The following is a 24866-nucleotide window of genomic DNA, read 5'->3' on the forward strand; positions in this document are numbered from 1 at the left end:
CGTCCTTCGCCGCTATCGTATAAGCTTAGGCTGTAATGGCGGTGCGTAATGTCCCGCAGTGGCGGCAAGCCAGCAGCTGTTCTACGCCACCACCAGCGAAGTACATTAGCACTTCGCGGGCTTCGTGAGGCGTCCGCCTTTGGTTGCACGTGTCACAAGCTAAGAGCTCTGTCGTGTTAGCCCACTCTTGCAATATCAGGTCCATTGTGCCTGCGCTTAAATTAGTAAAATGCAAATGTAATAATTGCCTCCTGAATTCTACAGCGCATTCAGACAGAAATATCGATAAGCGGGTTAACTCGGTAAACCTAGTTGATATGTGGTTTAATGTTGGTTATTGACTGATATATAGTTTTTTATATAAAAATTGGAAATTTTGGACTGGGGTAGATACCTGTTCCTTGAAAATATGATCTACAATGTTGTAACTATGCTAAATACAATTTAAGTATGCCGGGCAGTTCTGCCTGAACAGGCAATACACCAGTGCGCGCAAACTCAGCCCACATATTGCGCACCTGCTTGCCGGCGTGGTCCACTTCTTCCCAAGAAGCCTCGCCAAGCAAGGGTACAGCTGACCAAATTTCCCGCGTACCAAGGAGTAAAGGAAGGTCAATGGTGTGGGCCGCTCCGAATGCGCTACCATGGGGACGGTACGTGACGGTAAACAAGTAGGCGCGGCCACCTGCCTGCGCATGTCGGCGGGCAAAAGCCGCTGCTGGATCTACGTAGATGCGGCGTGAGCCAACAGCTACCAGCTTGCGGGTCAGTGCTGGGCCTAATAACGGTAGGCGCTCCAGCCAACGAAACTTGGGGTCGATGACGGCAAAAAAGCGCAGTTCCTCAGCCGTGGTGCCAATGAGAACATCGATGGTGGGTGCTACTTTTTGCCAGGCTTGTTCAGCAGCGGCTTCGGTAGGTAAAGGAAAAGCACCGTATTGAGTACCGAACGGCATACCGCTTTTTAGCCCAGACCAGCGAGCGGCGCGCCAAGCGTGGGATTCGAAAGCTAGTACCTCATCGGGACTGGTAGCGTCCGAAAGAGAGCCTACCGCTGCCGACATAGCCTGCGTCATACGACCTCGGTTTGGGGCTAGGCCGAGTGGAGCACTGTGTAATATTACGCGCCGAAACAAGCCTGCAGCGCCCTCTGAGACTAGCAAATGCGCAGCAGCATCGCCCCCGGAAGAGTGTCCCAATAAAGTTACGCATGCTGGGTCACCGCCGAAGTGGGCAATATTGCGCTGCACCCAGCGTAAAGCTGCCAGCAGATCGAGCAAGCCCAGATTGGCTGGGGCATTGGAGTGACCCAGAAATCCGAAAAGCCCAAGCCGGTAGGTAACGGCTACCGCCACTACTCGCTGCTCAGTAACTAGCAATGCCGGGTCGTAGAAGGGCAAGTCACCAGCCCCGCTCACGTAGGAGCCGCCGTGTATCCACACTATAACGGGCAACCGATCTGAGGGCTGCGTGTCAGCCGGTGCCGTTACGGTCAGCCGCAAGCAGTCCTCGTCATACCGCAAATTGGTCAGGGCTGGCCCCAATACCTGACTCAGCAGTGAATCGACCACTTGCGGACACGCCGGTCCAGGAGCGGTGGCTTGAATAGGTACATCAGAAGCGGGCTCCTCCACTGGGGGCTGAAATCGCGCAGCCTGAGCATACCGAACGCCGCTGGCTCGTACTACCGTGCCGTCGCGCCAGCCAATGATGGTGCCTGCAGGCGTGTGAAATTCAGGCGGAGCCGTGGGCATACCGGAAAATGACAATGTAAAGTAAGCCACGTCTTGACAAAATCGGGCTCAGAAGATGCCCTAAACGCGTGGGTGGCTTAAGTCGTTGGGAAAAAAACAAGCTGGCCATTGTTGCGGCTTACTACAAAGCGGAGGTTGGGAGCTTTGTCTTAAGAGGTGGCATAACTATCTGAATAAACCCGTTGGTAGAACCCGACCGGCCTAAACGCAAAAAGGCCCTAAAACCTGCATTTGCGAACAAATCAGCAGCTTTTAGGGCCTTCCGGCAGTAATTCCTAGTACCCAGAGCCGGGGTCGAACCGGCACACCTTGCGGTATTGGTGTTTGAGACCAACGCGTCTACCGATTCCGCCATCTGGGCAAGTCAAGCATTCGTGTCGGTAATTCACGAATGGGTTGCAAACTTAGAGAGAGTTTCGCGAATGCGCAAGAGGTAGCGCCGTTTCAAATAATAAGTGCGCACTTGCTGGCGGGCTTCTGCTTGAGCTGTTTCGCCGAGGGAGGCGTAATGCTCCAAGGTCGATTGGATGCCCGCTTGAAGCTCATTTTCAATCAGATCGACCTCCTTCGTTACGCGGCTCGCAATGGCAGGGTCAGGCTCAAATTCCAACTCCATCAGCTGCTCGTTGAGCTCCATCATTTCCATCAAAAAATCAGCAGGTAGATCCTGTTTGCCTTCTTCCAGCAGGCCATGACGTTGCAGAATGTACTGCAGGCGCAGATCGAAGCTGGAGAGTGTGCGATAAGCATTCGTGTTCTGGGTGGAAAGCTCCAGCATGCGCTGCTGCTGCTCGGGTACGGCTGTAGCGTGAAAATCGGGATGATACTCGCGGCTAAGGGCGTAGTACCTACTTTTGAGGACTTTCTCATCGAGAAGGAAGCTCTCAGGCAGGCCGTAGAAGGTGAAGTAGTCGGGGTGCATAGAAGAGAAGAACCACTAAGCGACAAAATCGATTAGTGGAAATTGAGGTACGCAGGGTTAGTCCGAACTAACCGCTAGCGGGAGCTGAAAGTTGCGCTAGAGCACCGAATCGGTTGGGGGAAGCTGAGCGGTATCGGCGGTAACTTGGTTCACAGAAAAGGCAATGGGCGGGGCCGCAAACAGCCTTTTGGTAGCTGGCCATACTTCGCCAAACAATGCCGAGCGGCGGTAGGTATCTAGGTCGTCGGCGGAGTCCCAATGGCTGTGCGTGCAGAAGACGTTGGGAGCCTCGGCATCCTGCCAAAGCTCCATATGACGGCAGCCGGGCTGCTGCCGAATGCGGTCTTCAGAAGCTCGAAACACGCGTAAAAACTCCGTTACCGCCTCGGGCCGAAACGTCATGCGGACGATGCGAATGAGCATGGTTGTTAAACTTTTATTGTTGAATGGCGGGCTATCTAAAGCCATTCAACGATTTCAGCCTTCCACCACAAATCGCACATCTACTTGCGAATCGTAGTGCAGGCCCAGCAACTCGGAGGCATGGCCTTGGTTTACGCCGATGCACAGTTGGCCTTCGCTGTTGTATATGCAAACGGCGTCGCCTGGGTCGGCGGCCTGGAAGTGCGTCGCGACGCCGCGTACCGCTTCCCGGGCGAAGTGAATGGTACACGGTCGGCCGTGACCTACCGCCTCGATGGCCGCACGGGTGATGTTGGTAATGAGGTTGCCGTAATGGTCCACGTGCACCACGTGACCAGTGATGCGGTGGTCCTGCAGGCGAAGTTGACGGTTCAGCAGCTGCAGCATTTCCGTGGTGAGCAGACCAAGGTCGGTGAGCTTGCCGCCCTTGGCCAGGTGCGCGGCGGCAGCGGCCAGCACGTCGCGGGTAGGGGAGGCGGGCCACTCGGCAGGCATGGGCAGTTGCACGAGGTCGTCGGGGCGGCCATCGGTGAGCAATGTCAGGATGCCGTTGTCGGCGGCGGCGAAGTAGTGGCCGCGCCACGCAGCCACAAGCCAGCCACGACGGCCTGCCCCGTGGTCGTCTACTCCGATCAGGTGTACCGTACCTTTCGGGAAATCAGCGAAAACCGCCCCTAGCACGTGCACGGCCTGAGCCACGTTGTGTGGCTCGATAGCGTGCGTTATATCCAGTACCGGTACGGTGGGGGCCAGCTGCAGGAGCCGGGCCTTCACCGCTGCCACGTAATGGTCGCGGTAGCCGAAGTCCGAAAGGAACGTTATAAGGCCCATTGACCGTTTTTGAGAAGAATGCGTACTATTGTTCGAGCCCACTGCAGAGGCGGCAAAAGTAGGCATTAGGGCCGGACTGACCGCTCAGCAAGTTGGCCGCTTTTCTTCTCTCCACTGCGCCCCGGCGTTTATTCTCTCTTTAGCTTGGTCGAAAAAGTCATTACGCTCGAGAACGTTTCGCTCGTCGACTTCTTGGGTCCCGATAATCAGAATATCCGCCAGCTGGCGGCTGCCTTCCCCGGCAGTAAAATCATTTCGCGCGGAAACGAAATCAAGATTCAAGGCCAGACGGCCGTTATCCAGCGCATCAACGACATTCTGTCTTCGCTCATCGAGCATTACCACCAGTACGGGCAGGTCACCGATAAGACTGTGGCCCAGTATGTGGGCTCATCCGATGAGGAGCTGGAGGATGCCCGGCTGGCATCGTCGCCCGACGTAATTCTGTTCGGGGCAAAAGGCGGCGTCATCAAAGCCAAGACGGCTAACCAGCAGCGCTTGGTAGATGCCGTCAACAAAAACGACTTGGTGTTTGCGCTGGGGCCGGCCGGTACCGGCAAAACATACATTTCGGTGGCTCTGGCCGTGCGTGCCCTTAAGAATAAGGAGGTCAAGAAAATCATCATTTCGCGTCCCGTAGTGGAGGCTGGCGAAAGCCTTGGCTTCCTGCCCGGCGATATGAAAGAGAAGGTTGACCCTTACCTGCGCCCGATTTACGACGCGCTGGAGGACATGCTGCCGCCCGAGAAGTTCAAGTTCTACTTGGAGAACAAGACCATCGAGATTGCGCCGCTGGCTTACATGCGTGGCCGTACCCTGAACCACGCCTTTGTGCTGCTCGACGAGGCGCAGAACACCACGCCGTCGCAGCTGAAGATGTTCCTGACCCGTATGGGCCCGAACGCCAAAGTGATGGTGAACGGCGACCGGAGCCAGGTGGACTTGCCCACAAAAATCAAATCAGGCTTGTTCCAGGCGCTTGATATCCTGCAGGACGTACCCGGCATTGGCTTTGTAGAAATGACGGCTGAAGACGTGGTGCGTCACCGCCTGGTGAAGCAGATCGTGATGGCCTACGACAAGCATGACGCCGATCAGCAACGCGCCCAGGCCGAGCGCCCCGTGCGCCCGGCGCGCTACTACCCGCCCGGCCAGCGCCCCGCTGCCGGCGACGACCTGCCGACGACGGATCTGCCGGTAAACCAAGAGCAGGCTTAGCGTTTCTCTTTCGCTGCTTTTTTTACGACGGCGCGGTAGCTTTGCTGCCGCGCCGTCGTGCTTTACCGTTTACCCTGTTCGCCATGATTACCGCCAACCGAATCACCGCCCCTGAAGACCTGCAATCGGCTTTTGCCATCCGCGAAACGGTATTTGTGGAAGGCCAGGGGGTACCCCGGGAGCTGGAAAACGACGCCTTCGATCGGCAAGGCGCTACGCATTACCTCGCGTACGCCGCCGACGGCACGCCGTGCGGCGCCGCCCGCTGGCGCGTGACGGACAAGGGCGTGAAGCTGGAGCGCTTCGCCGTGCTAGAGGCTTACCGCAATCAGCAGGTGGGGGCGGCCTTGCTAGCAGCCGTGCTGCGCGACGTGCAGGCCGCACATCCCGAAGCCACGGTATACCTGAATGCTCAGCTGCGAGCCGTACCGTTTTACGAGCGGCACTGCTTTGTGAAAGAAGGAGAGGAGTTTACGGAGGCCGCTATTCAGCACTATAAAATGGTGTGGCAGCGGCCCGCGGCCCAGTAGCGCCCTAAGAAACCTCTGCTTTGGCGGCTCCGGAAATTTTGCCTAACTCGTAAGCTCCTGCTTTAGCAGTGGTTACCGATTAGGACAAATTATACCCTCTCGATTCGTCAATGGCTATCCGTTCGACCACCATTCCGTGGGCCACTCATCCGGCCGTGCGGCTGGTATTGGGCCTGATTCTGGGCATTATTATCTGGTTTTATTGGGGCCCGTCACTGCCGGAACTGCTGCCAGGGCTGACCGGCGCCGTGGTGCTGTACATCGCCGCTCATTTGTGGGCTGCCCGCCGGAATGAGCCCAGTCTGAACGATGCCGTAGGCATCCTGGGGTTGCTGGTCGTGGTGCTGCTAGGAACCACTGCCGCACAGCGCGCTACCGAAAGCCGGCAACCCGACCATCTGTATCATCAGGGCGAAATCGAGTTTTACCGGGCCGTAGTCGACGATTATACCGTGGAGCGGCCCAATACCTATGCCACCACGTTGCGCGTATCGGCAGTGCGGGTGGCAGGGGAGTGGCGGCCGGCCCGCGGGGGAGTGCGCGTATCGGTGCCGCGCTACGAAGCGGGCGTGAAGGAACCGCACTACGGAGAGGTGTGGCTAGTGCGCGGAGCGCCGGCCCCGGCCAAGGCGCCGCTCAATCCCGGGGAGTTTGATTACCGCCGCTACCTCAGCTACCACCAGATCTACCATCAGCAGTTCATCCACCCCGATCAGTACCGCCTGCTGACCATGGCCCCGCCGAGCCGACTGCGCTACCACAGCATGCAGGCGGCAGATGTGCTCGACGGCGTATTCAAGCACTACGTGAAGGCCCGGCGCGAATACGCCATTGCCGATGCCTTGGTGCTTGGCATGAAAGACGACGTGGACGAGGAAACCAAGAAAGCCTACGCCAGCACCGGCACCACGCACATCATGGCCGTGTCGGGCCTGCAGGTGGGGCTGCTGTTTACCATTCTGCAGCTGATTCTGAAGTACTTTTTCGGCCATACTCGTGGCTTTCGGTATTGGTCGGCGGCCCTGGGGCTGTTGGTCATCTGGTCGTACACTTTCTTGACGGGGCTCTCGGCTTCGGTACTACGGGCCGCCGTGATGTTCAGCTTTGTGGCAGTGGCCCGAGCCGTGGGCCGGCAGAGCAATATGTACAATACGCTGGCGGTGGCCGCTTTCTGCCTGCTGCTCTACGACCCGTATCTGATTGTCGACGTCGGCTTTCAGCTCTCCTTTCTGGCCGTGCTGAGCATTGTGTACCTGCAGCCGCGCATCTCGGCTTGGTTGGATGTGCAGGAATGGATGGCCAAAAAGAAACGGCCCTGGCAATCGAAAGCTCAGCACAAACTCATGGGCTGGACGGCTTGGTCACTCGATTGGCTGTGGCAGGCCGTAGCGCTGTCGTTGGCCGCGCAGGTGGCCACTTTCCCACTCGGGCTGTTTTACTTCCATCAGTTTCCCATGAATTTTCTGCTGTCGAATCTGGTGGCCGTTCCGCTGTCGTCGGGTGCGCTGTATGTGGGCTTGGGCTTGCAGGTGGTGGCCGGCATTGCCGCTGCGGGGCAGTGGCTGACGGGATGGGCCGCCTGGGATTGGCTGCCTCAGGGTGTGGGCTGGGTGTTCGAGAAGCTCATCTGGTGTTTCAATGAGTACATCCTGCTCGTGGGACGGGCGCTGCCTGGGGCTTTGATTCAGGAAATACGCCTTTCTCCGGTTCAAACGTGGCTGCTGTACCTGCTCATTGCCGTACTGCTGGCGTTTGTGGCTTGGCGCCGGTTGGCTTGGCTTGGCGCGGCCACGCTGGTTGTACTGGCCTTTTCCAGCAGCCGCGTGGCCGATGCCCGCGAAGTAGCTGCCGATCAGCGCCTCATTATCTACAGCATTCCGCGTCGCTCCGCCGTGGGCTTGCACGATGGTGCGTCGGCACTGATTATGACGCCCGACTCGATGCCGCTCAATAACACCGAGCAAACCTATCGGGTACTGCCCGGCCTGATCGAGCGAGGCAACGAGATGGTGCGCTACGTAGCTGGCTGGCCGGCTCAGGAAGTAGCCGTGCAAGCTTTATCGGCTAAAGGACCGGTGCTGCTCACGTGGCGCGGCCAGCGCGTAGCCTGGGTGAGCGACCGGCTGTGGAAAGCGCCGCACCCAGTGCCCGTTGATATCGTAGTGCTGCGCCGCAATGCCCGGGTATGGCCCGATCAGCTGCGCGCTACCTTCGGCCCGCATGCCCGGATCATTTTTGATTCTTCGTGCCGCACCTGGTACGTTGAGAAACTCACGCCCCAGCTGCAAGCCGCAGGATTTAAAGTGCACGATGTAACAATGCAAGGTGCTTGGACACAGTCCATAACGCCAAGTATGGGCAAGCTCTAAGCCGCCACGTACGAGTAATTTCGAGTGGCACCCCGACCAACTTCGCTATTACTTCGTACATTCTTCACGATCTGTGGTCGCGTGCGACGCGCGTTTTATTGTCGCATCATTTTTGTTAGGTTTGACCTGAGCCCTTTCGGGCGCTGCCACGCACCGGGCCGTTTCGGCTCCAATTCTCCGTTGCTAGGGGAACAACGCGTCGCGGGGCCCTCCACCATACCGCCCACGCAACGACTCATGGAAGATATGGCTACCCAGGAGCTAGAAGCGTTACAGTACATACGCTACGATGTGAATGAAGCTATCGGCTACATCACGCTCAACCGTCCCGAAAAACGCAACGCCCTAAGCTCGGAGCTGGTGACCGAGCTTAAGCAAGCGTTTGAATACGCCGAAAACGACTCCGACTGCAAAGTCATCGTTTTGCGCGCCGAAGGCCCTGCTTTCTGCGCTGGCGCTGATCTGGCTTACATCCAAGAGCTGCAGAGCTTCGGCTACACCGATAACCTGGCCGATTCCACGCATCTGATGCAGCTCTTTCACCAGATCTACACACTCAAGAAGGTGGTGATTGCGCAGGTGCAAGGCCACGCCTTGGCTGGTGGCTGCGGCTTGGCTACGCTCTGCGACTTTGCTTTTGCCGTACCTGAAGCCAAATTCGGGTACACAGAAGTAAAAATTGGCTTTCTGCCGGCCATCGTAAGTGTGTTCCTATTGCGCAAAATCGGTGAAGCCCGTACCAAGCAGTTGCTCCTCACAGGTGACGTAATTCCGGCCGAAAAAGCCGTGAGCTACAACCTCATCAACGAGGTAGTGCCTGCCGAGCAGCTGGCCGAGCATGTGTACCGCTTTGCGCGCCGTTTGTGCGTGGAGAACTCCGGCCAGAGCATGGAAATCACGAAGGAGATGCTGGCGCGGATTCCGGAACTGCCCCTGGAAGAGAGCCTGCGCTATGCTGCCCGCCTCAACGCCGAGGCACGCGGCTCGGAGGATTGCCGGCGCGGCATATCGGCTTTTCTAAATAAGGAAAAGCTCACTTGGAATTAGGCTACTGCTGCCTTTCCTGACGCGAAGAATTTAGCCGTAGGCTGGGCTTTCCTTTCGGATACCCTGGCCCGCAGCCAAATTCTTCGCGTCGGCCTTTTATAGGGCTGATAAAGGGCCTAATTTTCACCTTTGCGCGCTATCTTTTTCTTCACACCACCGGCATTTGCAAACATCAGGCAGTCGGTACTGGTTTGCTCACCATGACTCCCTTAGCTGGCGCGGCCCTTGTGGTCGGAACCTTTCTGGGTATGGAATTCGTGGCGTGGTTCATGCACAAATTCGTGCTGCATGGCCCGCTGTGGTTTCTACATCGCTCGCACCACGTGCGCCACCCACACCACTTCGAGCGCAACGACCTGTTCTTCCTGTTTTATGGCGGCTTGTCGATGCTGTTTATGGTGTATGGCGGCCCCGACAAGGACTGGCGTTATTGGGTAGGCATGGGCATTGCCATCTATGGCTCGCTGTATTTCCTGGTGCACGATGTGCTTATCCACCGGCGACTACCTTTCTGGAAACGCACCCACAATGCTTACCTGCGGGCTTTGAATATGGCTCACAAAATGCACCACAAAACCACAGGCCGCGACGGTAGTGAGGAATTCGGGCTGCTGTGGGTGTCGCCAAAATACTTCAGGCTGGCTCGTCGCAAGGCGGCTGCCCCCGCCCGCAAAACCTTTATCCAACAGTAGTACTTTCTTAACGTGGGGCAGTTTTCGATTAAGGACCTGGAGAGCTTATCCGGTATCAAGGCGCATACCATCCGGATGTGGGAGCAGCGCTACGGTATTTTGTGCCCGGAGCGCACCCCTACCAATATCCGCACGTACTGCGACACCGATTTACGCCGTCTGCTTAATGTAGCCACGCTGTGTGAGCGTGGACACCGCATTTCGCACGTAGCCAGCTTATCGGAACAAGACCTGTGCAAAGCGGTAGCTGACTGCTGCAACGACCCTCATCAGTACAACCCCCAAATTACTGCGCTGCTCACCGCTACTTTGGATATGGACGAGCCCCGGCTAAGCCAAGTATTGGCGCGGTCGGCGCAGGAAATAGGGTTTGAGGAAACGATGATGAACGTCGTATATCCTTTCCTGTATCGGGTAGGAGTATTGTGGCAGACCGGCAGCCTTAACCCGGCGCAGGAACACCTGGCCACGCATCTGTTGCGGCAGAAGCTGTTGTCGGCGGTCAATGCTTTGCCCACACTGGACGCCGCTACCAATACCAGGTGGGTGCTGTTTTTGCCCGAAGGGGAGCTGCACGAGTTGGCGCTGCTTTTCATGAATTACTTATTGCGCGCCCGGGGCCACCATGTACTGTATTTGGGGCAGAATCTGCCGGTGAAAGAGTTGGCTGCAGTGTGTGCATGCTACCATCCTCATTATGTCTGTTCGGTACTGACCACCGTGCCGGAGCGCGACCGGCTTCCTCAGTTCTTAGCTGAATTGGGGCAGTTATGCCCTGATAACGATTTTCTTCTCTACGGGCCTGTTACACAACAGCCGGGTTTACAACTGCCCCCCCGCTTTGAGCGGGTCCAGCGTATGACGGACTTTATCAGTTTTGTAGAGCAATTGCAAGTAGGCGAGGCCACGCTCAAGTAGTAAAAATGCTCACCTTGAAAAAGGCTTGAAACGCTGTATTAAAAATTGATTAACAGGTAGTTGGCTTAAGTCGATGAGTAGATGTTTACGCTGCTGACTTTGAGTGATTGATAAGAAAGTTTATCGGCTACTTCGGCCAGTTTAACGACCAATCGGGCCAGTTTGCCGAAACAACGAAAAAAAGGACGGGCATCTGCGTATGCTTATCGAGAGCTTTCGTATGTTTGTTTAGCTTTTGGTCATTAAATGTTAAACAGGCGTATGACTTCCCTGGAATTCACAGACCAAGTACAGAAGATTTCCTACTCACTTCGGCCCGTGGCAATGAACCTGACCCGCGATGCTGATGATGCCAAAGACTTGGTGCAAGAAACGCTGCTCAAGGCCCTCCTGAACAAAGAGAAGTTCAAGGCTGGGACCAACCTGAAGGCGTGGCTTTACACCATCATGCGCAACACGTTTATCAACAATTACAACAAGATAACGAAGCGCAACAGTCACATTGACACCACTGAGTACTTCCAGTACTTCAACACCGACGAAAATTACATCACGCACAACGGTGCGCAATCGGATTTCGTCGTAACAGATATCAACGAGGCCATCGCGCATCTCGGGCACGAGTACCGCACGCCTTTCATGATGTACTACATTGGCTACAAGTACCAGGAAATTGCGGAGAAGCTGCAAATCCCCATTGGTACCGTCAAAAACCGCATCCACATTGCCCGCAAGGAGCTAAAGGATGCGCTTAAGGTCTACGCACCCGGCGCGTAGGGGGAAGGAGTAATCGAGTCGGGTGCGTAATCGGGCCGCAAGCTGCAACCTCATTGAAGGGCGTGGCTTGCGGCCTTTTTGTCCCGCGTATGATACTGCCAAGCGTCGGGCCTAGGTGCTGCCAAACAAAGTCCGAGGCCAATTGGTAGCTTGCTACCGTCCATTCATCTTTTTGCATCTGTTGACTACTTCTGCCCAAGCATCGAGAGTTATTGTCATTGGAGCTGGTTTTGCCGGTCTGGCTGCTGCCGCTTCGCTAGCTCAGCGCGGTTACCAAGTCACCGTCTTGGAGAAAAACGATGGCCCCGGCGGCCGGGCTCGGGTGTTTCAGGCCCATGGCTTCACTTTCGATATGGGGCCTAGCTGGTACTGGATGCCGGATGTGTTTGAGCAGTTCTTTGCCCGTTTCGGAAATACCCCCGCCGACTTCTACAACCTCGTGCGCCTCGACCCTTCGTACCGGGTAGTGTTTGGGACCAATGACGTTATGGACGTGCCGGCCGATATGGAAGCGCTGCGCCATATGTTTGAGCAGTTGGAGCCCGGCGCCGGCCGCCGCTTAGATGAGTTCCTCCGGCAGGCGGGCTATAAGTATCAAGTGGGGATGAGCAAATTCGTGAACAAGCCCGGCCGCTCGGTTCTGGAGTTTGCCGATCCGCGTTTGCTCGTTGATGCTGTACGGCTCGACCTGCTGCAAAACATGCACACCCACGTGAAGCGCTTCTTTCAGCATCCCAAACTGGTGAAGCTGATGGAGTTTCCGGTGCTGTTTCTAGGCGCTACGCCGCAGAATACTCCCGCGCTGTACTCACTCATGAATTACGCCGACCTCGCCTTAGGTACTTGGTACCCCATGGGCGGTATGCACCAGATTGTGCAGGGTATGGTGCGGGTGGCAGAAGCGCAAGGTGTCCGCATTGAGTACAATCAGGAAGTGCAACAAATACCGGTGCTCAACGGTCGGGCTACCGGTGTGCTCACTTCTTCGGGCCTGCACGAAGCCGACGTGGTAGTAGCCGGTGCTGATTATCACCACGTGGAGCAACAATTGCTGGCTCCTGAGCATCGGCATTATTCCCCTAAGTACTGGGACACGCGCACCATGGCGCCTTCGTCGCTGCTGTTTTACGTGGGCCTGAACAAGCGCCTGCAGAACGTGCGCCACCACAATTTGTTCTTCGACGAAGACTTCAATCACCACGCTCACGAGATTTACGAGGCGCCCCGCTGGCCTACCAAGCCGTTGTTTTACGCTTCCGTGCCCAGCGTCACCGATCCATCGGTGGCACCAGAAGGCTGCGAGAACCTGTTTCTGCTGATTCCAGTGGCCCCGGGTATTGGCGGCGACGATGAGGCTACGCGTCAACGGTACTACAACATTATCATGGAGCGCCTGGAGCGCCACACTGGCCAGAGCATCCGCGACGCTGTGGTATACTGCCGCAGTTACGCTCACCGCGACTTTCAGGACGACTACCACGCTTTCAAAGGCAATGCTTACGGGCTGGCCAACACCCTGCGGCAAACAGCCATTTTGAAGCCCACGCTCAAGAGCCCCAAAGTCGATAACCTCTATTTCACCGGTCAACTCACGGTGCCAGGGCCGGGTGTGCCACCTTCGCTTATTTCGGGGCAGGTGGTAGCCGGCGAAGTGGAAAAGGAATATCCTGTGATGGTGTGATAATGAGTATATTATGATGACGTAGGTCGGGCCCACAAACAATGGACGACTATTCCGCATTTTTCTGACGTAGACCCAATCTGTACTTTCTCCCACCATGGCCACTCTTCCACCCGCCGTTTCCCCCTCGCCCGTTGTGGACCACGTGGCCTTGTTCGACCAAGCCAGCTTAGGGTGCAGCAAGCTCATCACGCAGCGCTATAGCACTTCGTTCACACTCGGCATTCGCACGTTGGATCCTAGGTTTCACGAAGCCATTTATGCCGTGTATGGCTTTGTGCGCTGGGCCGATGAAATTGTAGATACTTTTCACGACCGCGACAAAACGGCGCTGTTGCGCGAATTTCAGGACGAAACGTTCCGCGCCCTCGATGAGCAGTTCAGCATGAATCCCGTGCTGCACGCCTTTCAGCTGGCCGTGCACCGCTATAGCATCGACCGGGAGTTTATCAAAGCCTTTCTGCACAGCATGGCCATGGACCTGGAGGATATCTGCTACGATCAGCAGCTCTACGACGAGTACATCTACGGCTCGGCGGAAGTGGTCGGGCTAATGTGTCTGCGCGTATTCTGTGAAGGCGACGATACCATGTTTGAGCGCCTGCGCTACCCGGCGCGCCGCCTTGGGGCTGCTTTTCAGAAGATAAACTTTCTGCGCGACTTGCGTTCGGACTATGAAGAGCGCGGCCGGGTCTACTTTCCCGGCGTTTGCTACGAACAGTTCGATGACAAAACCAAGCGCGAAATCGAGGACGATATCCGGGCCGATTTTGAATCCGGTTACGCGGGAATCTGCGAGCTACCACGTTCAGCCCGCTTGGGCGTGTACCTCGCTTATGTTTATTACCTAAAGCTTTTCGACAAAATCCGGCAGCAGCCCGCAGCCCGTATTTTAAGCGGCCGGGTGCGGGTGCCCGACAATACGAAACTATTACTCTTGGTAGGCTCGTACTTCCGATACCGTCTCCGCGCTATCTAAGTATTTGCTCCCCAACGTGAAACTGCTGATTCTCCTGTTCTCCCTGTTCGTCTCTGTGCTGACCACCGAAACCACCTCTTCCTACGACCTGCCGGCCCTGCGCCGCCTTTACCGCGAAGCCGCCGACGATGCGGCGGCCAGCCGCCGCCTACATCAGCTGATGAACGCCTATACCGGACGCGACGCTACGGTGCTGGCTTACAAGGCTGCCTCAGAAGCACTTATGGCCAAGCATACCGGCGGCATGTTCGATAAGCTCGATCGGGTAAAGGTTGCCAGCAAGCAGTTTGACGAAGCCGTGGCGCTGAAACCGCAGCAGGCCGAAGTACGCTTTTTGCGCTTCAGTGTGGAAAGTAACCTGCCAAGGTTCCTGGGAGCCAGCAAACACCTAGACGAAGACCGCACCTTCTTGCTACAGGCCCTGCTGCGCCACCCCAAATCAGGAATGGATGCGGAGTCGTTCCGAAACGTGCGCGAGTTCATGCTGGCCAACAACCACATTACCGGCGCCGATGCCGACCGCTTGCGCAAGCTACCGGAGTGACCTGCGCTGCTCGCCAAGCAAAATAAGTCCCGGGGTATATTTTGTATCTTCTGGCGGTAGCGCCGTCGCAACCTTCTACCCGGATTAATGGTTACCGAGTCAGATATGCCGCTCAACCTAAGTGTCCGCATCGATCCGCATTCCGGCTTTTGCTTCGGGGTAATCTACGCCATTCAAATGGCAGAGGATATCCTTGACGAGCAGGGCTACCTGTATTGCCTCGGCGACATCGTGCACAACGATGAGGAGGTCGAGCGACTGGAAAAGCGTGGCCTGCGCATCATCGACTACGATACGCTGGCCGGCTTGCGTGACGAGAAAGTGCTGATCCGGGCGCACGGCGAACCGCCCAGCACGTATCAGATGGCGCTACAGAACAACCTCACGCTGATCGACGCCTCGTGCCCGGTAGTACTGAAGTTGCAAAACCGCATCAAGAGCAGCTACGACCGGAAGGAGCGCATTTTCATCTACGGCAAGCACGGTCACGCGGAGGTGCGCGGCCTGCTCGGCCAAACCCGCGGTGACGCCGTCGTTTTTGAGAACCTTGACGAGTTGCTGCGCCACGAGTTGCCTTCCAACATCACGCTCTATAGCCAGACCACGAAAAGCACCGATAGCTTTTACCGCATCAAGGGCGAGTTGGAAGGCCGGGGCTACCAGCTGACCGCCAACGACACCATTTGCCGCCAGGTGTCCAACCGGGACCAGGAACTACGTCGCTTCGCCGCCGAATACGACCAAATCGTGTTTGTGTCGGGTACGAAAAGCTCCAATGGTAAAGTCCTGTACCAGGTGTGCAAAGACACCAACTCCAACACGCACTTCATATCCAAAGTGGAAGAGATTTGCGCAGCTTGGTTTGAGCCTGGCCAAACAGTAGGAATCTGTGGCGCTACCAGTACGCCCATGTGGCTGATGGAAGATGTGCGCGATGCACTAATGGCCCTTTGACGCGCATGAGTGGCCTTTCCCAGTCAGGAGCTTCTTCCTCAGCGGCCAATCCGATATTGAGTCAGCCGCCCCCCCTAAGTAGGGTACGCCCAGAGCCGCTGGGTTATAAAGGCGTAGCCATGGCCGTGCTGATCATTACTTGCTGGGCAGCGCTGTTGGTGTACCTGCTGGGGTATTACACGCCCAATTGGCGTACCCCATGGCCTTATCTGCTGGCCTTGGTTCAGACACATTTGTACACTGGCCTGTTCATTACGGCCCACGATGCTATGCACGGCGTGGTGAGTCCTAACCGGCGGCTCAACCACGGCTTGGGAGGCTTGGCGGCTTTTCTGTTTGCCTTCAACTGGTATCCTCGTCTGCTGCCCCGCCACCATGCCCACCACCAGCACGTAGCCACTCCTGAGGACCCGGATTACCACGACGGCCAGCACGAAGGATTTCTGCGCTGGTTGTTGCGCTTTGCCCGGAACTACATCACCTTCTGGCAAGTGCTTTTGATGGCTGCTACCTTCAACGTGCTAAAGCTGCTTTTGCCTACCGGCAATATCATAGCCTTCTGGATGCTGCCTTCGGTGCTAGCGACGGTGCAATTGTTTTATTTCGGAACCTATTTACCGCACCGGGGTGAGCACGCCCCCGATAACGCTCATAAGTCACGGAGTCAGCTACCGCATCACGCGTGGGCCTTTGTCAGCTGCTACTTTTTCGGGTACCATTATGAACACCATGATCAGCCTTATTTGCCGTGGTGGCGCCTTTGGCGTACGAAACAAGCCGCATAACAGCACGCAAGTCCGGCTTTTTATGGAGTTTTTTCTTAATTTTAATTAGATGGGGGCATACCCCTATCGGTGCGTACTCGCCATTCTATCACCGTTTTATCTTGGTTCTGACGCGAACATTGCGCCATTGTTCTACCCACTGCTTGGCTTTGCTGGCCATGGTGTGGGCTATGACTGTGAGCACGCGTGCAGAAGCCCTAGCGCGGCCCGATGAGGAGTTGGGCTTACCTGGTAGCCTGCGCTACGCTCCCCTGCAGACAAACGAGCCTCACCTAGAGGAATCGTTACGGAAAGCTAAAGAACAGTTAAACCGCGTATCGCGAGAACAACCGGCTCGGGCGGCAGTGGCGCATACGGCCATGGCGAAGGCGCTACTGGGACTGCATCGCTACAACCAAGCTGTCCGGCACTCCAAACAAGCCCTGCAGCTGTACCGACTAGCTGCCCGTCCAGCCGATGTTGCCGGTGCCTTTCAGTTAATGGGGCAGGTGCAGTTTGCGCAAGGCGACACGGGGCAGGCCCGCAATAGCTATCAGCAAGCATTGCGGCAGTTAAAGAGCTTACGCCCGCCTGATGAGGCTGCCCAGGCCCGGGTGCATGAGCATTTGGGGGATGTGTACGCCAGCCAACATGCCTGGGCTCAGGCGCTGAATAACTACGAGCGGGCCTACAACATCTGGAGCCGTATTGGCAACCTTCGCAGCGCCGCTATGGCGTTGCATGCAGTTGGCCGCATGCACTTGGAGCAGCAGCACTTCAGTCGGGCGCTGTATTACTTAGGTTTGGGAGTACAGCGCGCCGCCGAGCTTCAGGATAGCGCAGGGGTGGGCTACGCGCTGCATAGCACGGGGGAGGTGTACGTGGCGCTGGGCAATTACGAAGTGGCTCAGAGCTTCTACAACCGTGCTTTGGATCGATTACCGCGCCGCCGTACGCCGCCGGACCTGCAGGCTACCCTGTACGAGTCGCTCGCCATGACCAGCGACTCTATCGGAAATTTGCCAGCAGCTGAGCGCTATCTGGCGAAAGCCTTACCACTTGTGCGGCAAAGCCGCAGCACGGTGCGCTTGAGCGAGGCTTACCGCGACTTAGCCAGCATCTACCGCCGCCAAGGCAAGTTTGAGTCGGCTGTAGCGGCCTTGCTGCGCTATGTAAGCCTGCAGGATAGCGCTGCCGCCGAAAAACGGGCGGTGCAAGTAGCCGAGCTACGTGCCCGCTACGAAGCCGAAAAGAAGGAGCGTGAAATTCAGCTATTGACCAAGAAGCGCGAAGTGCAGGAGGCCAATCTGCGCCGTCAGAAGCTAGCCCGCAATGTGCTAGCTGTTGGCACTGTGCTACTACTACTGACGGTAATTGCTCTGTACCGGGGCCGGCAGGAGCAGCACCGTATCAACCGATTGTTGCGACAAAAGAACGCCGCCATCAGCCGGCAAAAGGAAGAGCTCGACCGGCTAAACCGGACCAAAGACACGCTCTTTTCGGTTATATCGCACGATTTGCGCAGCCCGCTCAGTTCATTGTATTCGTTATTGTCGTTGCTGGCCATGGGCAAGCTTCCCCCGGAAAAGCTCTCGGCCCATTCGGAGCGGCTGACACGGACGTTGTCCACTACTTTGGGCTTGCTCGACAACATGCTCAACTGGGCAGCTACGCAAATGCAAGGCCGTGGGCCGCGCCCCGAGGTGTTTCAACTCGATGAGGTGGTAGAGGAATGCCTCTCGCTGCTGGACGGCGACGCTGAGCGGAAAGAAATCATCCTTCAAAGCGAAGTGTGTGAACCGCATGATGTGCGCGCCGATGTGAACATGACGCGGCTGGTGCTGCGCAACCTGCTCAGTAACGCGATAAAGTACACGCCAACCGGAGGCCACGTAACAGTGTCGGCGCAGCGCTTGGGTACTTTCTGGGAAGTCGCCGTTCAGGATACGGGCATCGGGATGACCGAGGCAGAACAAGACTTGCTCTTCAGTGGAGCAGGACCACATACTACCCTGGGCACTGCCCGCGAAAAGGGAACCGGCCTAGGGCTGATTCTGTGCAAGGAATTTGTAGAGCGTAACGGTGGCCAACTCCTCTGCGAAAGCGAATTGGGCAAAGGGTCGATATTCCGTTTTACTTTGCCCACCGCTGAATCGGGTGGTGCCGCAGCACCTGAAGCGGTAGTGAGGGTAGACGTTCGGCCTAGTGCTGTCGCCGAATAAGAGCGTGGTTCACGATGCGCTCCGTCACCTTTTCCCTATAGGTTTGGCCCAATGGTAGGGCCCGACCACCCACGCGTATTTCTTGATTGCTCACCGAATCGATGCGCGCTGCGTTGACGAGATAAGAGCGGTGCGTCCGCACAAACAGGCCCGTCGGTAGCTGCTCTTCGAGGTTCTTGAGATTGACCAGCGTTAGGTGGGTGCGCCCATCCACCGTGTTGATTTTGGTAAAGTCTTTCAGCGCCTCGATGTAAAGTACTTCGCGGTAATGTAGGCGTACAAACTGAGAATCAGTGCGGATAAAAAAGGAGCCCCAGCCGGAAAGCAGGTCACCGTGGTCGGGAGCAAGGGCCGGAGCCGAGGTGCGCAATAGGCCTGCTACTTTGTTGACGGCTTTCAGAAAGCGGTCCAGCGAAATAGGCTTTAGCAGGAAATCACATACGTCTAGGTTGAACCCCTCCATTGCATACTGTGGATGCGCTGTCATGAGCACTACCAATGGCGGCTCGTGCAAAGAGCGCACTAGGTCCAGACCCGATAGGTGCGGCATGGTGACGTCGGAAAAGAGCACCTGCACTTCGTTTTGTAACAGATAACTATGCGCTTCCAGTGGATCTGTAAAAGTGGCTTTTACGTCCAGTACATCCGTCATAGCTATATAAGCCTGTAGCAGATCTAGTACCAGCGGATCGTCATCGAGAAGCAAACAAGTAATCTTCATGACCAGGGTCGCAGCGAGAATGGGGGTGAATATAATAGGTTTGTCGAATACCCTTACTACTCACCGGAAGTATAAACTAGGGTTCAGCGACTGTATAAAACAGTTCATCGACTCAGGTCTGTCGGTTCCTCTACTAATTCTCAGCATGACACAATTAAAACATGAATAATTAATGACTGAAATAAGTGAGTTTGATAAATAGTATATATAATTGATTTTAAGAGGGTTGTGTTGTGTAAAAAAGTTGAAGGTGTATGTGTGCGGGTGGTGAATGCAGTAGAATTCTACCGATGCTGTTGAATATTAAGCAGCACGCAATAATAACTTTACTTACAAGTCAGTGGCCTTATAACCGCCGACAGCGCGGCCGTACTGCTGAGTATTGGCCGCGCTGTCGAAGGGTGTTGGGATGGCCAACCAGATTACTCTTTGGTGTGGATGCTGTTAGTTTTCTGGCAACACTCGGGTAGGCGCTCATACGCTTTGGCATTGGCCGTCAGCTGGTCGGCGTCGTAGCCGGTGGCTGTGACGGCGGTGCGCAACGCCTCCGGAGTAGTCTTGTCAGCCCGGTAGGTAACGGTAAGCATTTGGGTAGGTACGTTCAGCACGGCCGCTTGCACCCCCTTTTCGTAAGCCATGGCTTTTTCGAGGCGGGTTTTGCACATGTCGCACACCGCGGAAGTCTTGATTTGAATCTGTTCCGTACCGGATTTCTGCTTGGGCTTGCTGCCGCCGTTTTGAGCCATTACGGCTTCGGAAGCAAAAAGCGAAACGAGGCTAAAAAGCAGAGCTTGAATGGTTTTCATGAAGGTCGAATTAGAGAAGTGAGAGTCTTAATGCAAATGCTATTCCAAACGGAAGCGCATGCCCAGGTAAGTTAAGCGGCCGTAGATAGGACCCCAGTTCATAGCGGCATCGAATGCCGGGCTGAAAGGCTGGTCCGCAGCGTCAATCGGGTTGCGCTGCCGGTAGTTCGTCAGGTTTTCGACGCCGACATACACATCCATGCGTTTGAAAGCCCGGGTAACCTGGGCGTTGAACATGGCAAAACGTGGCGAATAGCGCAGCACGGGCGTGTCGCCACTGGCATCGTGCTGGTGCTCGGGACCGTGAGCGTAAGGTCGGCGGCCGTACCACTGGGCGGTAAAGTCGGCGCGCCACTTATCGTAGGCACTGGCATAGGACAGGTTGCCAAACAAGCGGTGCTGCGGTGTAAGCGGCTTGGGCAAGAGCTGATTGCCGTAGCTGGTCTGCACGTCCAGCCACTTATAGGCGGCCTTGGCTTGCAAGCCTTTTACAGGCTCTACCTGTACTTCGGTCTGGAAGCTGCGCGAGAACGAGCGCCCACCCGGACCCAGATTGCGGATAATCAGCAGCGAGGGCAGGGTGTAAGGATCGGTTACCACTTGGTTCTGAAACACCGTGTGATAGTAATCAGTCACGAAAGTCGCCTGTCGGCCCGCCACCGTGAAGTATTGGGAGAAACTGCCGCCCACGTTCCAGGCGCGTTCGGGCTGTAGGTCGGTAGCCACGTTGAAAATGCGGCTGCTGGCCAGCATGCCGGTGTTCTCGGCAATGGGGTTGGCCACCCGGTAACCCCGCCCGGCTGCCAAGCGCAGCACGGTGCTGCTGGTAGCATCGTACTTCACATTGAGGCGCGGGGTCAGAAACCAACCGAATAAGTTGTGATAATCGGCGCGGCCGCCCGCTACCAGGGTCAGGTTGCGCGAGTTCTGGTAAGTGTATTCCCCAAACACTCCCGGTACCCGCTCGGTGCGGGCCCGCCGTTCGCGCTGGCGGGCTTGCTCAGGCGTCAGGCCCGTTTCTCCAGTGCGCAGGTGTTCCACGAAAGCGTCGTATAGGTAGCTGGCGCCGAGGCGGTAAACGTGCGACGTATTACCGATGGCGCTCTGAAACAGCAACGTAGCCAGCCCGGTACGCTGGGTGCCATCGTAGGTGCGCTGAGGACGGTAATGAGCGCCGTGGCCGTGATGAACCTGTTCAAAGCTGGAGCCATATACGCTGCCGCCGTATGCCGAGTTGAATGCGTGGCTAGTGCCCGTCAGCAACAGGCCTAAGCTCTGATAGGGCTTAGTTGGCCAGGTATAGGAAGTCTTGCCGTAAGCGGTGTAGCGGTTGGTTTCTTGTGTGATGCCGTAGTATGGGTTATTAGCATCGCCCTCCCGGAAGCCTACCTGACCTCCCTGGCGGGTTTCGCGCAGGGCGCCGATGCCTAGTTCGCTCACCACAGCCTTGCCCGACTTGTACTTCCACTTATTCAGTACGTTGTACTGCGTAGCCAGCGGCAGATCCAGAAAACCATCTTTATTACGGTCGACGCGGCGGCCCAGGTGGTCAGCGTGCAACAGCAGCGCGGTGCTGAGCTTGGGGCTGATGCGAGCAGAAGTATTTAGGTTCAGGTCGTACTTGCCGAAGTCGTTGACGTAGGCATTAAACAACAGTCGATCGGTCTTGTCGGGCTCTTTCAGGCGCACGTTTACCTGTCCCGAAATCGACTCGTAACCATTAACTACTGAGCCCATGCCCTTAATAATATCGATACTCTCGATCCAAGGGCCCGCCAAGTAGTTGAGACGATACGGCGACGACAGCCCGCGCAGAGCCGGCAGGTTGTCGACGGTCAGCAACGAGTAAGAGCCGTCCAGGCCCAGCATCTGAATCTGCTTGGCCCCCGATACCGCATCGGTGGTCGATACCTCCACCGACGCGTTGGTTTCAAAGCTCTCGGCCAAGTTGCAGCAGGCCGACTTGGTCAGATCCTGGCTGCTGATTACCTGCGTGTTGGTGGGGGTAAGCGAGGAGTAGCTCGGGGCACGGTCGGTGATGACGACCTCCTGTAGCTCCGCGCTGTTTTTCAGGGCGATGCGCACGTAAGCGGCTGCCTGTACAGTGTCGGCACGGTAGCCGAGCGCGTTGATAACGAGCCGGTCGGAAGTGGCTTTAGTAGAGTAGGGCAGCGCAAACAGGCCTTTGGCGTCGGTAGTAGTGGCCTGATCGGTACCGAGCCAGCGCACAATGGCGCCCGGCAGCGCGGCGCGCGTGGCGCCGTCGGTTACTTCTCCCCGTACGGGCTGTAGGGGGGTAGAGGACTGGGCAAAGGCCGCAGGCACACCGCTCAGTAACAAGAGCGGCAGTAAGCGCAGGATGCGGTTTCGCAGCGCAGTATTCATATGATCAATGAGTTAGAAGTCTTCCAGCGGCTGCTATAGGTCACGGCGTAACTAGCAGCCGAAACGTGCCCGACGTGCGGGCGTAACGGTAGGGAAGAATTCTAAACTAAACGACCAACGTGCACACGAAAGTCAGCAATTCGCGTCCGGCCCGCAGGGGAGGAGACGAGTCGCTGCCGTGCCAGATTAGCTGCGGGGCCACCGAGGCTGCAGTTGGCGCTTGCGGATACCAAGCCGCAGCGGGGAGTACTGCCAGCAGCGCCGGAGCTACGATCTTGGTCAGGTCCAGATGAACCGTGGCGTCGACTTTGTGATGTTCCGCGCTGAAGGCACAACAGGCATCCTTAACTAATTCCTTTGCCTGAGCCAACTCGGGGTTCTGGCAACCCAAGTCGGCTTGCTGCGGGGCACAGGCGTGATGCGGAGTAAGCACCACGGTTCGCTGAGTCTGGCCGCTCATGTGGCAGGTATGCTGCTGCACGGTCAGACCCACCGAAGAGGTGAGGACCAGCAGAGCCATCCACAGGCTGGTAAAGCGTAGAATCAACGAGCGTTGTTTCACGAAGCAAAGATACGCACTTATCAGCGGCCGATGCAGTACAGAATAAGGCAGCGGAAGTGCAGGATTACAGCGGCTGTGGGGACGGCCGAACACGGACTGCCATTGTGGCAATCGTCCATCAAGTACTACCACTTTTTACCCCGAATCATTCCCGCGAGCTTCAAAAAGTGCTTTAACGGCGTCTGAAGGGCTTTTTTGAAGGTGGTAGAAAATGGAAAAAGGTGGTGACCTTTTGAGTGGGCTTGTGTACTTTTGCTTACCGACCCCGTGCCCCTACCTAGCCATTTCACCATGCACCTGCTCTCCGGCGAATATGAATGCAAGCTTGACCCGAAAGGGCGGCTCGTGTTGCCGGCAAAGGTAAAGGCCAATCTACCGGAGTCGTCGGGCAGCCAGCTGGTGCTGGTACGCGGCTTCGAGCCCTGCCTGGTGCTGTACCCACGCTCCGCTTGGCGTGTTATTCACGAGAAGGTAATGGCGCTGGATGAGTTCAATGAGGAGTACCGGCAGTTTCAGCGCAATTTCTTTCGCGGCATGACAGAAGTGGAACTCGATAACATCGGCCGCTTCGGTTTGCCGCGCACCATGCTGCGCTACGCAGGCATCGAGAAGGAAGCTATCATCGTGGGCCTCGGCAACCGCTGTGAAATCTGGGACCCGAACCGCTACGACGAGTTCCTGATCAAAGACCAGCAAAGCTTCTCCAAGCTCGCTCAAAAATTTCTCACCTCTGAAACGTCGCCGGCGGGCGGACTGGCCGCATGAGCACCCCCAACGCGACCTACCACCGGCCCGTGATGCTGCAGGAATGCCTCGACGGCCTAGCCCTGCGCCCCAATGGGCTGTATGTGGACGTTACCTTCGGGGGGGGCGGCCACTCCTGGGCTATTCTGGAACAGCTCGGCCCCCAAGGTCACCTGTACTCATTTGACCAGGACGCCGATGCCGAGCGCCAGGCGCAGCAGCTGCTCGGCGGCCCACGCGGCGACCGGTTTACGTTTATCCGCGCCAATTTTGGGGACCTGCACGCCGCTCTGGCCGACCTCGGCGTGGATCAGGTCGATGGCTTGCTGGCCGATCTGGGCGTGTCGTCGTACCAGTTTGATACGCCGGAGCGCGGTTTCAGCACCCGTTTCGATGGGCCGCTGGACATGCGCATGAACCCCGACGAGGGCCCCACGGCCGCCGATGTGGTGAATGAATATGCCGAAGGTGAGCTGCATCGCATCTTTGGTATGTACGGCGAAGTGACCAATGCCCGTACCCTGGCCAAAGCCGTGGTGCAAAACCGCAGCGGCCGGGGCATCGAGACCATTGCTGACCTCAAACGAGCTATTGCCAGCTGCACGCCGCGCGGCAAGGAAAACAAGTATCTGGCGCAGGTATTCCAAGCCTTGCGCATCGAAGTCAACAACGAAATGGCTGTGTTGCAGGCCATGCTGGAGCAGTCGGCACGGGTGCTGCGGCCGGGCGGGCGGCTGGTGGTCATGTCCTATCACTCCCTCGAAGACCGCCTGGTGAAGAACTACCTCGCGGCGGGAAAATTCTTTGGGGAGGTCGAAAAAGACTTTTTCGGCAATCCGCAGAAGCCATTCGACGTGCTCACGCGCAAACCCGTCACGGCATCGGAAGAAGAATTGCAGCTGAACAACCGGGCGCGGAGCGCTAAATTGCGAGTTGGGGAAAGGAATCAACTCAAAGCCAAGAATGAAAAATGAAGAACTGGCCGCCTATACATAACGCCACTTTTTCGGCTGCCAGCTGCAG

General features: G+C 56.7%; 23 protein-coding genes and 1 tRNA gene. 15 read left to right on the forward strand and 9 right to left on the reverse strand.

What is annotated here, in order from left to right; all coding sequences use genetic code 11:
* Nucleotides 1-428: 428 nt before the first annotated feature.
* From AC5FXY_RS08380 to AC5FXY_RS08400, 5 genes are all read right to left on the reverse strand, one after another.
* A complete protein-coding gene (locus AC5FXY_RS08380; RefSeq protein WP_493556208.1) occupies nucleotides 429-1754 on the reverse strand; it encodes a carboxylesterase family protein in 1326 nt (441 codons plus the stop codon).
* Nucleotides 1755-2033: 279 nt separating this feature from the next.
* A tRNA-Leu gene (locus AC5FXY_RS08385) sits at nucleotides 2034-2115 on the reverse strand.
* Between the two features lie 24 nt (nucleotides 2116-2139).
* Nucleotides 2140-2676, reverse strand: coding sequence for a Fe-S protein assembly co-chaperone HscB (gene hscB / locus AC5FXY_RS08390; RefSeq protein WP_493556209.1), 537 nt, complete (start codon nucleotides 2674-2676; stop codon nucleotides 2140-2142).
* Nucleotides 2677-2772: 96 nt separating this feature from the next.
* Nucleotides 2773-3099: a putative quinol monooxygenase gene (locus AC5FXY_RS08395; RefSeq protein ID WP_493556210.1), complete on the reverse strand. Its 327-nt coding sequence runs from the start codon at nucleotides 3097-3099 to the stop codon at nucleotides 2773-2775.
* 54 nt (nucleotides 3100-3153) lie between these two features.
* Nucleotides 3154-3930, reverse strand: a complete 777-nt coding sequence (locus tag AC5FXY_RS08400) for an SAM hydrolase/SAM-dependent halogenase family protein (RefSeq protein ID WP_493556211.1) — start codon at nucleotides 3928-3930, stop codon at nucleotides 3154-3156.
* Between the two features lie 144 nt (nucleotides 3931-4074).
* On the opposite strand from AC5FXY_RS08400, the gene AC5FXY_RS08405 reads away from it, so the two are divergent.
* From AC5FXY_RS08405 to AC5FXY_RS08465, 13 genes are all read left to right on the forward strand, one after another.
* Entirely contained in the window at nucleotides 4075-5148 is a 1074-nt protein-coding gene (locus AC5FXY_RS08405) for a PhoH family protein (protein WP_493556212.1), read from the forward strand.
* Between the two features lie 83 nt (nucleotides 5149-5231).
* Entirely contained in the window at nucleotides 5232-5678 is a 447-nt protein-coding gene (locus tag AC5FXY_RS08410) for a GNAT family N-acetyltransferase (RefSeq protein ID WP_493556213.1), read from the forward strand.
* Nucleotides 5679-5788: 110 nt separating this feature from the next.
* Nucleotides 5789-8047: a ComEC/Rec2 family competence protein gene (locus AC5FXY_RS08415; RefSeq protein WP_493556214.1), complete on the forward strand. Its 2259-nt coding sequence runs from the start codon at nucleotides 5789-5791 to the stop codon at nucleotides 8045-8047.
* A 237-nt stretch (nucleotides 8048-8284) separates the two neighbouring features.
* Nucleotides 8285-9094: an enoyl-CoA hydratase/isomerase family protein gene (locus AC5FXY_RS08420; RefSeq protein WP_493556215.1), complete on the forward strand. Its 810-nt coding sequence runs from the start codon at nucleotides 8285-8287 to the stop codon at nucleotides 9092-9094.
* Between the two features lie 200 nt (nucleotides 9095-9294).
* Complete coding sequence (locus AC5FXY_RS08425) at nucleotides 9295-9786, forward strand: sterol desaturase family protein (RefSeq protein ID WP_493556216.1); 492 nt, start codon at nucleotides 9295-9297, stop codon at nucleotides 9784-9786.
* Between the two features lie 12 nt (nucleotides 9787-9798).
* Nucleotides 9799-10704, forward strand: coding sequence for a MerR family transcriptional regulator (locus tag AC5FXY_RS08430; protein ID WP_493556217.1), 906 nt, complete (start codon nucleotides 9799-9801; stop codon nucleotides 10702-10704).
* 261 nt (nucleotides 10705-10965) lie between these two features.
* Complete coding sequence (locus tag AC5FXY_RS08435; protein WP_493556218.1) at nucleotides 10966-11481, forward strand: RNA polymerase sigma factor; 516 nt, start codon at nucleotides 10966-10968, stop codon at nucleotides 11479-11481.
* 181 nt (nucleotides 11482-11662) lie between these two features.
* On the forward strand, nucleotides 11663-13162 hold the full coding sequence (gene crtID, locus AC5FXY_RS08440) for a bifunctional phytoene desaturase/3,4-desaturase (RefSeq protein ID WP_493556219.1): 1500 nt from the start codon (nucleotides 11663-11665) through the stop codon (nucleotides 13160-13162).
* Between the two features lie 97 nt (nucleotides 13163-13259).
* Entirely contained in the window at nucleotides 13260-14141 is an 882-nt protein-coding gene (locus AC5FXY_RS08445) for a phytoene/squalene synthase family protein (protein WP_493556220.1), read from the forward strand.
* Between the two features lie 16 nt (nucleotides 14142-14157).
* Nucleotides 14158-14685: a hypothetical protein gene (locus AC5FXY_RS08450; RefSeq protein ID WP_493556221.1), complete on the forward strand. Its 528-nt coding sequence runs from the start codon at nucleotides 14158-14160 to the stop codon at nucleotides 14683-14685.
* Nucleotides 14686-14772: 87 nt separating this feature from the next.
* Nucleotides 14773-15639 carry a 4-hydroxy-3-methylbut-2-enyl diphosphate reductase gene (locus tag AC5FXY_RS08455; protein WP_493556222.1) on the forward strand — a complete coding sequence of 289 codons (867 nt, stop codon included), beginning with the start codon at nucleotides 14773-14775 and terminating at the stop codon, nucleotides 15637-15639.
* Nucleotides 15640-15758: 119 nt separating this feature from the next.
* Nucleotides 15759-16424, forward strand: a complete 666-nt coding sequence (locus AC5FXY_RS08460; protein ID WP_493556317.1) for a fatty acid desaturase — start codon at nucleotides 15759-15761, stop codon at nucleotides 16422-16424.
* A 143-nt stretch (nucleotides 16425-16567) separates the two neighbouring features.
* Nucleotides 16568-18625, forward strand: a complete 2058-nt coding sequence (locus AC5FXY_RS08465) for a sensor histidine kinase (protein ID WP_493556223.1) — start codon at nucleotides 16568-16570, stop codon at nucleotides 18623-18625.
* On the opposite strand, the gene AC5FXY_RS08470 is transcribed toward AC5FXY_RS08465, so the two are convergent.
* The 4 genes from AC5FXY_RS08470 to AC5FXY_RS08485 form a co-directional block, all read right to left on the reverse strand.
* Nucleotides 18606-19346, reverse strand: coding sequence for a LytR/AlgR family response regulator transcription factor (locus tag AC5FXY_RS08470; RefSeq protein ID WP_493556224.1), 741 nt, complete (start codon nucleotides 19344-19346; stop codon nucleotides 18606-18608). The two genes, AC5FXY_RS08465 and AC5FXY_RS08470, sit on opposite strands and share 20 nt — an antisense overlap.
* 422 nt (nucleotides 19347-19768) lie before the next feature.
* Nucleotides 19769-20152 (reverse strand): heavy-metal-associated domain-containing protein, encoded by a 384-nt coding sequence (locus AC5FXY_RS08475; RefSeq protein ID WP_493556225.1) that lies wholly within the window; start codon nucleotides 20150-20152, stop codon nucleotides 19769-19771.
* Nucleotides 20153-20191: 39 nt separating this feature from the next.
* Nucleotides 20192-22537: a TonB-dependent receptor gene (locus AC5FXY_RS08480; RefSeq protein ID WP_493556226.1), complete on the reverse strand. Its 2346-nt coding sequence runs from the start codon at nucleotides 22535-22537 to the stop codon at nucleotides 20192-20194.
* Between the two features lie 106 nt (nucleotides 22538-22643).
* The gene (locus AC5FXY_RS08485; RefSeq protein WP_493556227.1) at nucleotides 22644-23099 is read right to left on the reverse strand and encodes an HYC_CC_PP family protein; all 456 of its coding nucleotides are present in this window, start codon (nucleotides 23097-23099) and stop codon (nucleotides 22644-22646) included.
* A 291-nt stretch (nucleotides 23100-23390) separates the two neighbouring features.
* Between AC5FXY_RS08485 and mraZ the strand changes: the two genes are divergently transcribed.
* Together mraZ and rsmH are read left to right on the forward strand one after the other, a co-directional pair.
* The gene (gene mraZ / locus AC5FXY_RS08490) at nucleotides 23391-23864 is read left to right on the forward strand and encodes a division/cell wall cluster transcriptional repressor MraZ (RefSeq protein WP_493556318.1); all 474 of its coding nucleotides are present in this window, start codon (nucleotides 23391-23393) and stop codon (nucleotides 23862-23864) included.
* Nucleotides 23861-24817, forward strand: a complete 957-nt coding sequence (rsmH, locus tag AC5FXY_RS08495) for a 16S rRNA (cytosine(1402)-N(4))-methyltransferase RsmH (protein WP_493556228.1) — start codon at nucleotides 23861-23863, stop codon at nucleotides 24815-24817. The genes mraZ and rsmH overlap by 4 nt, the downstream gene beginning before the upstream one ends.
* Nucleotides 24818-24866 lie beyond the last annotated feature (49 nt).

The organism is Hymenobacter sp. FMD4 (assembly GCF_058932745.1).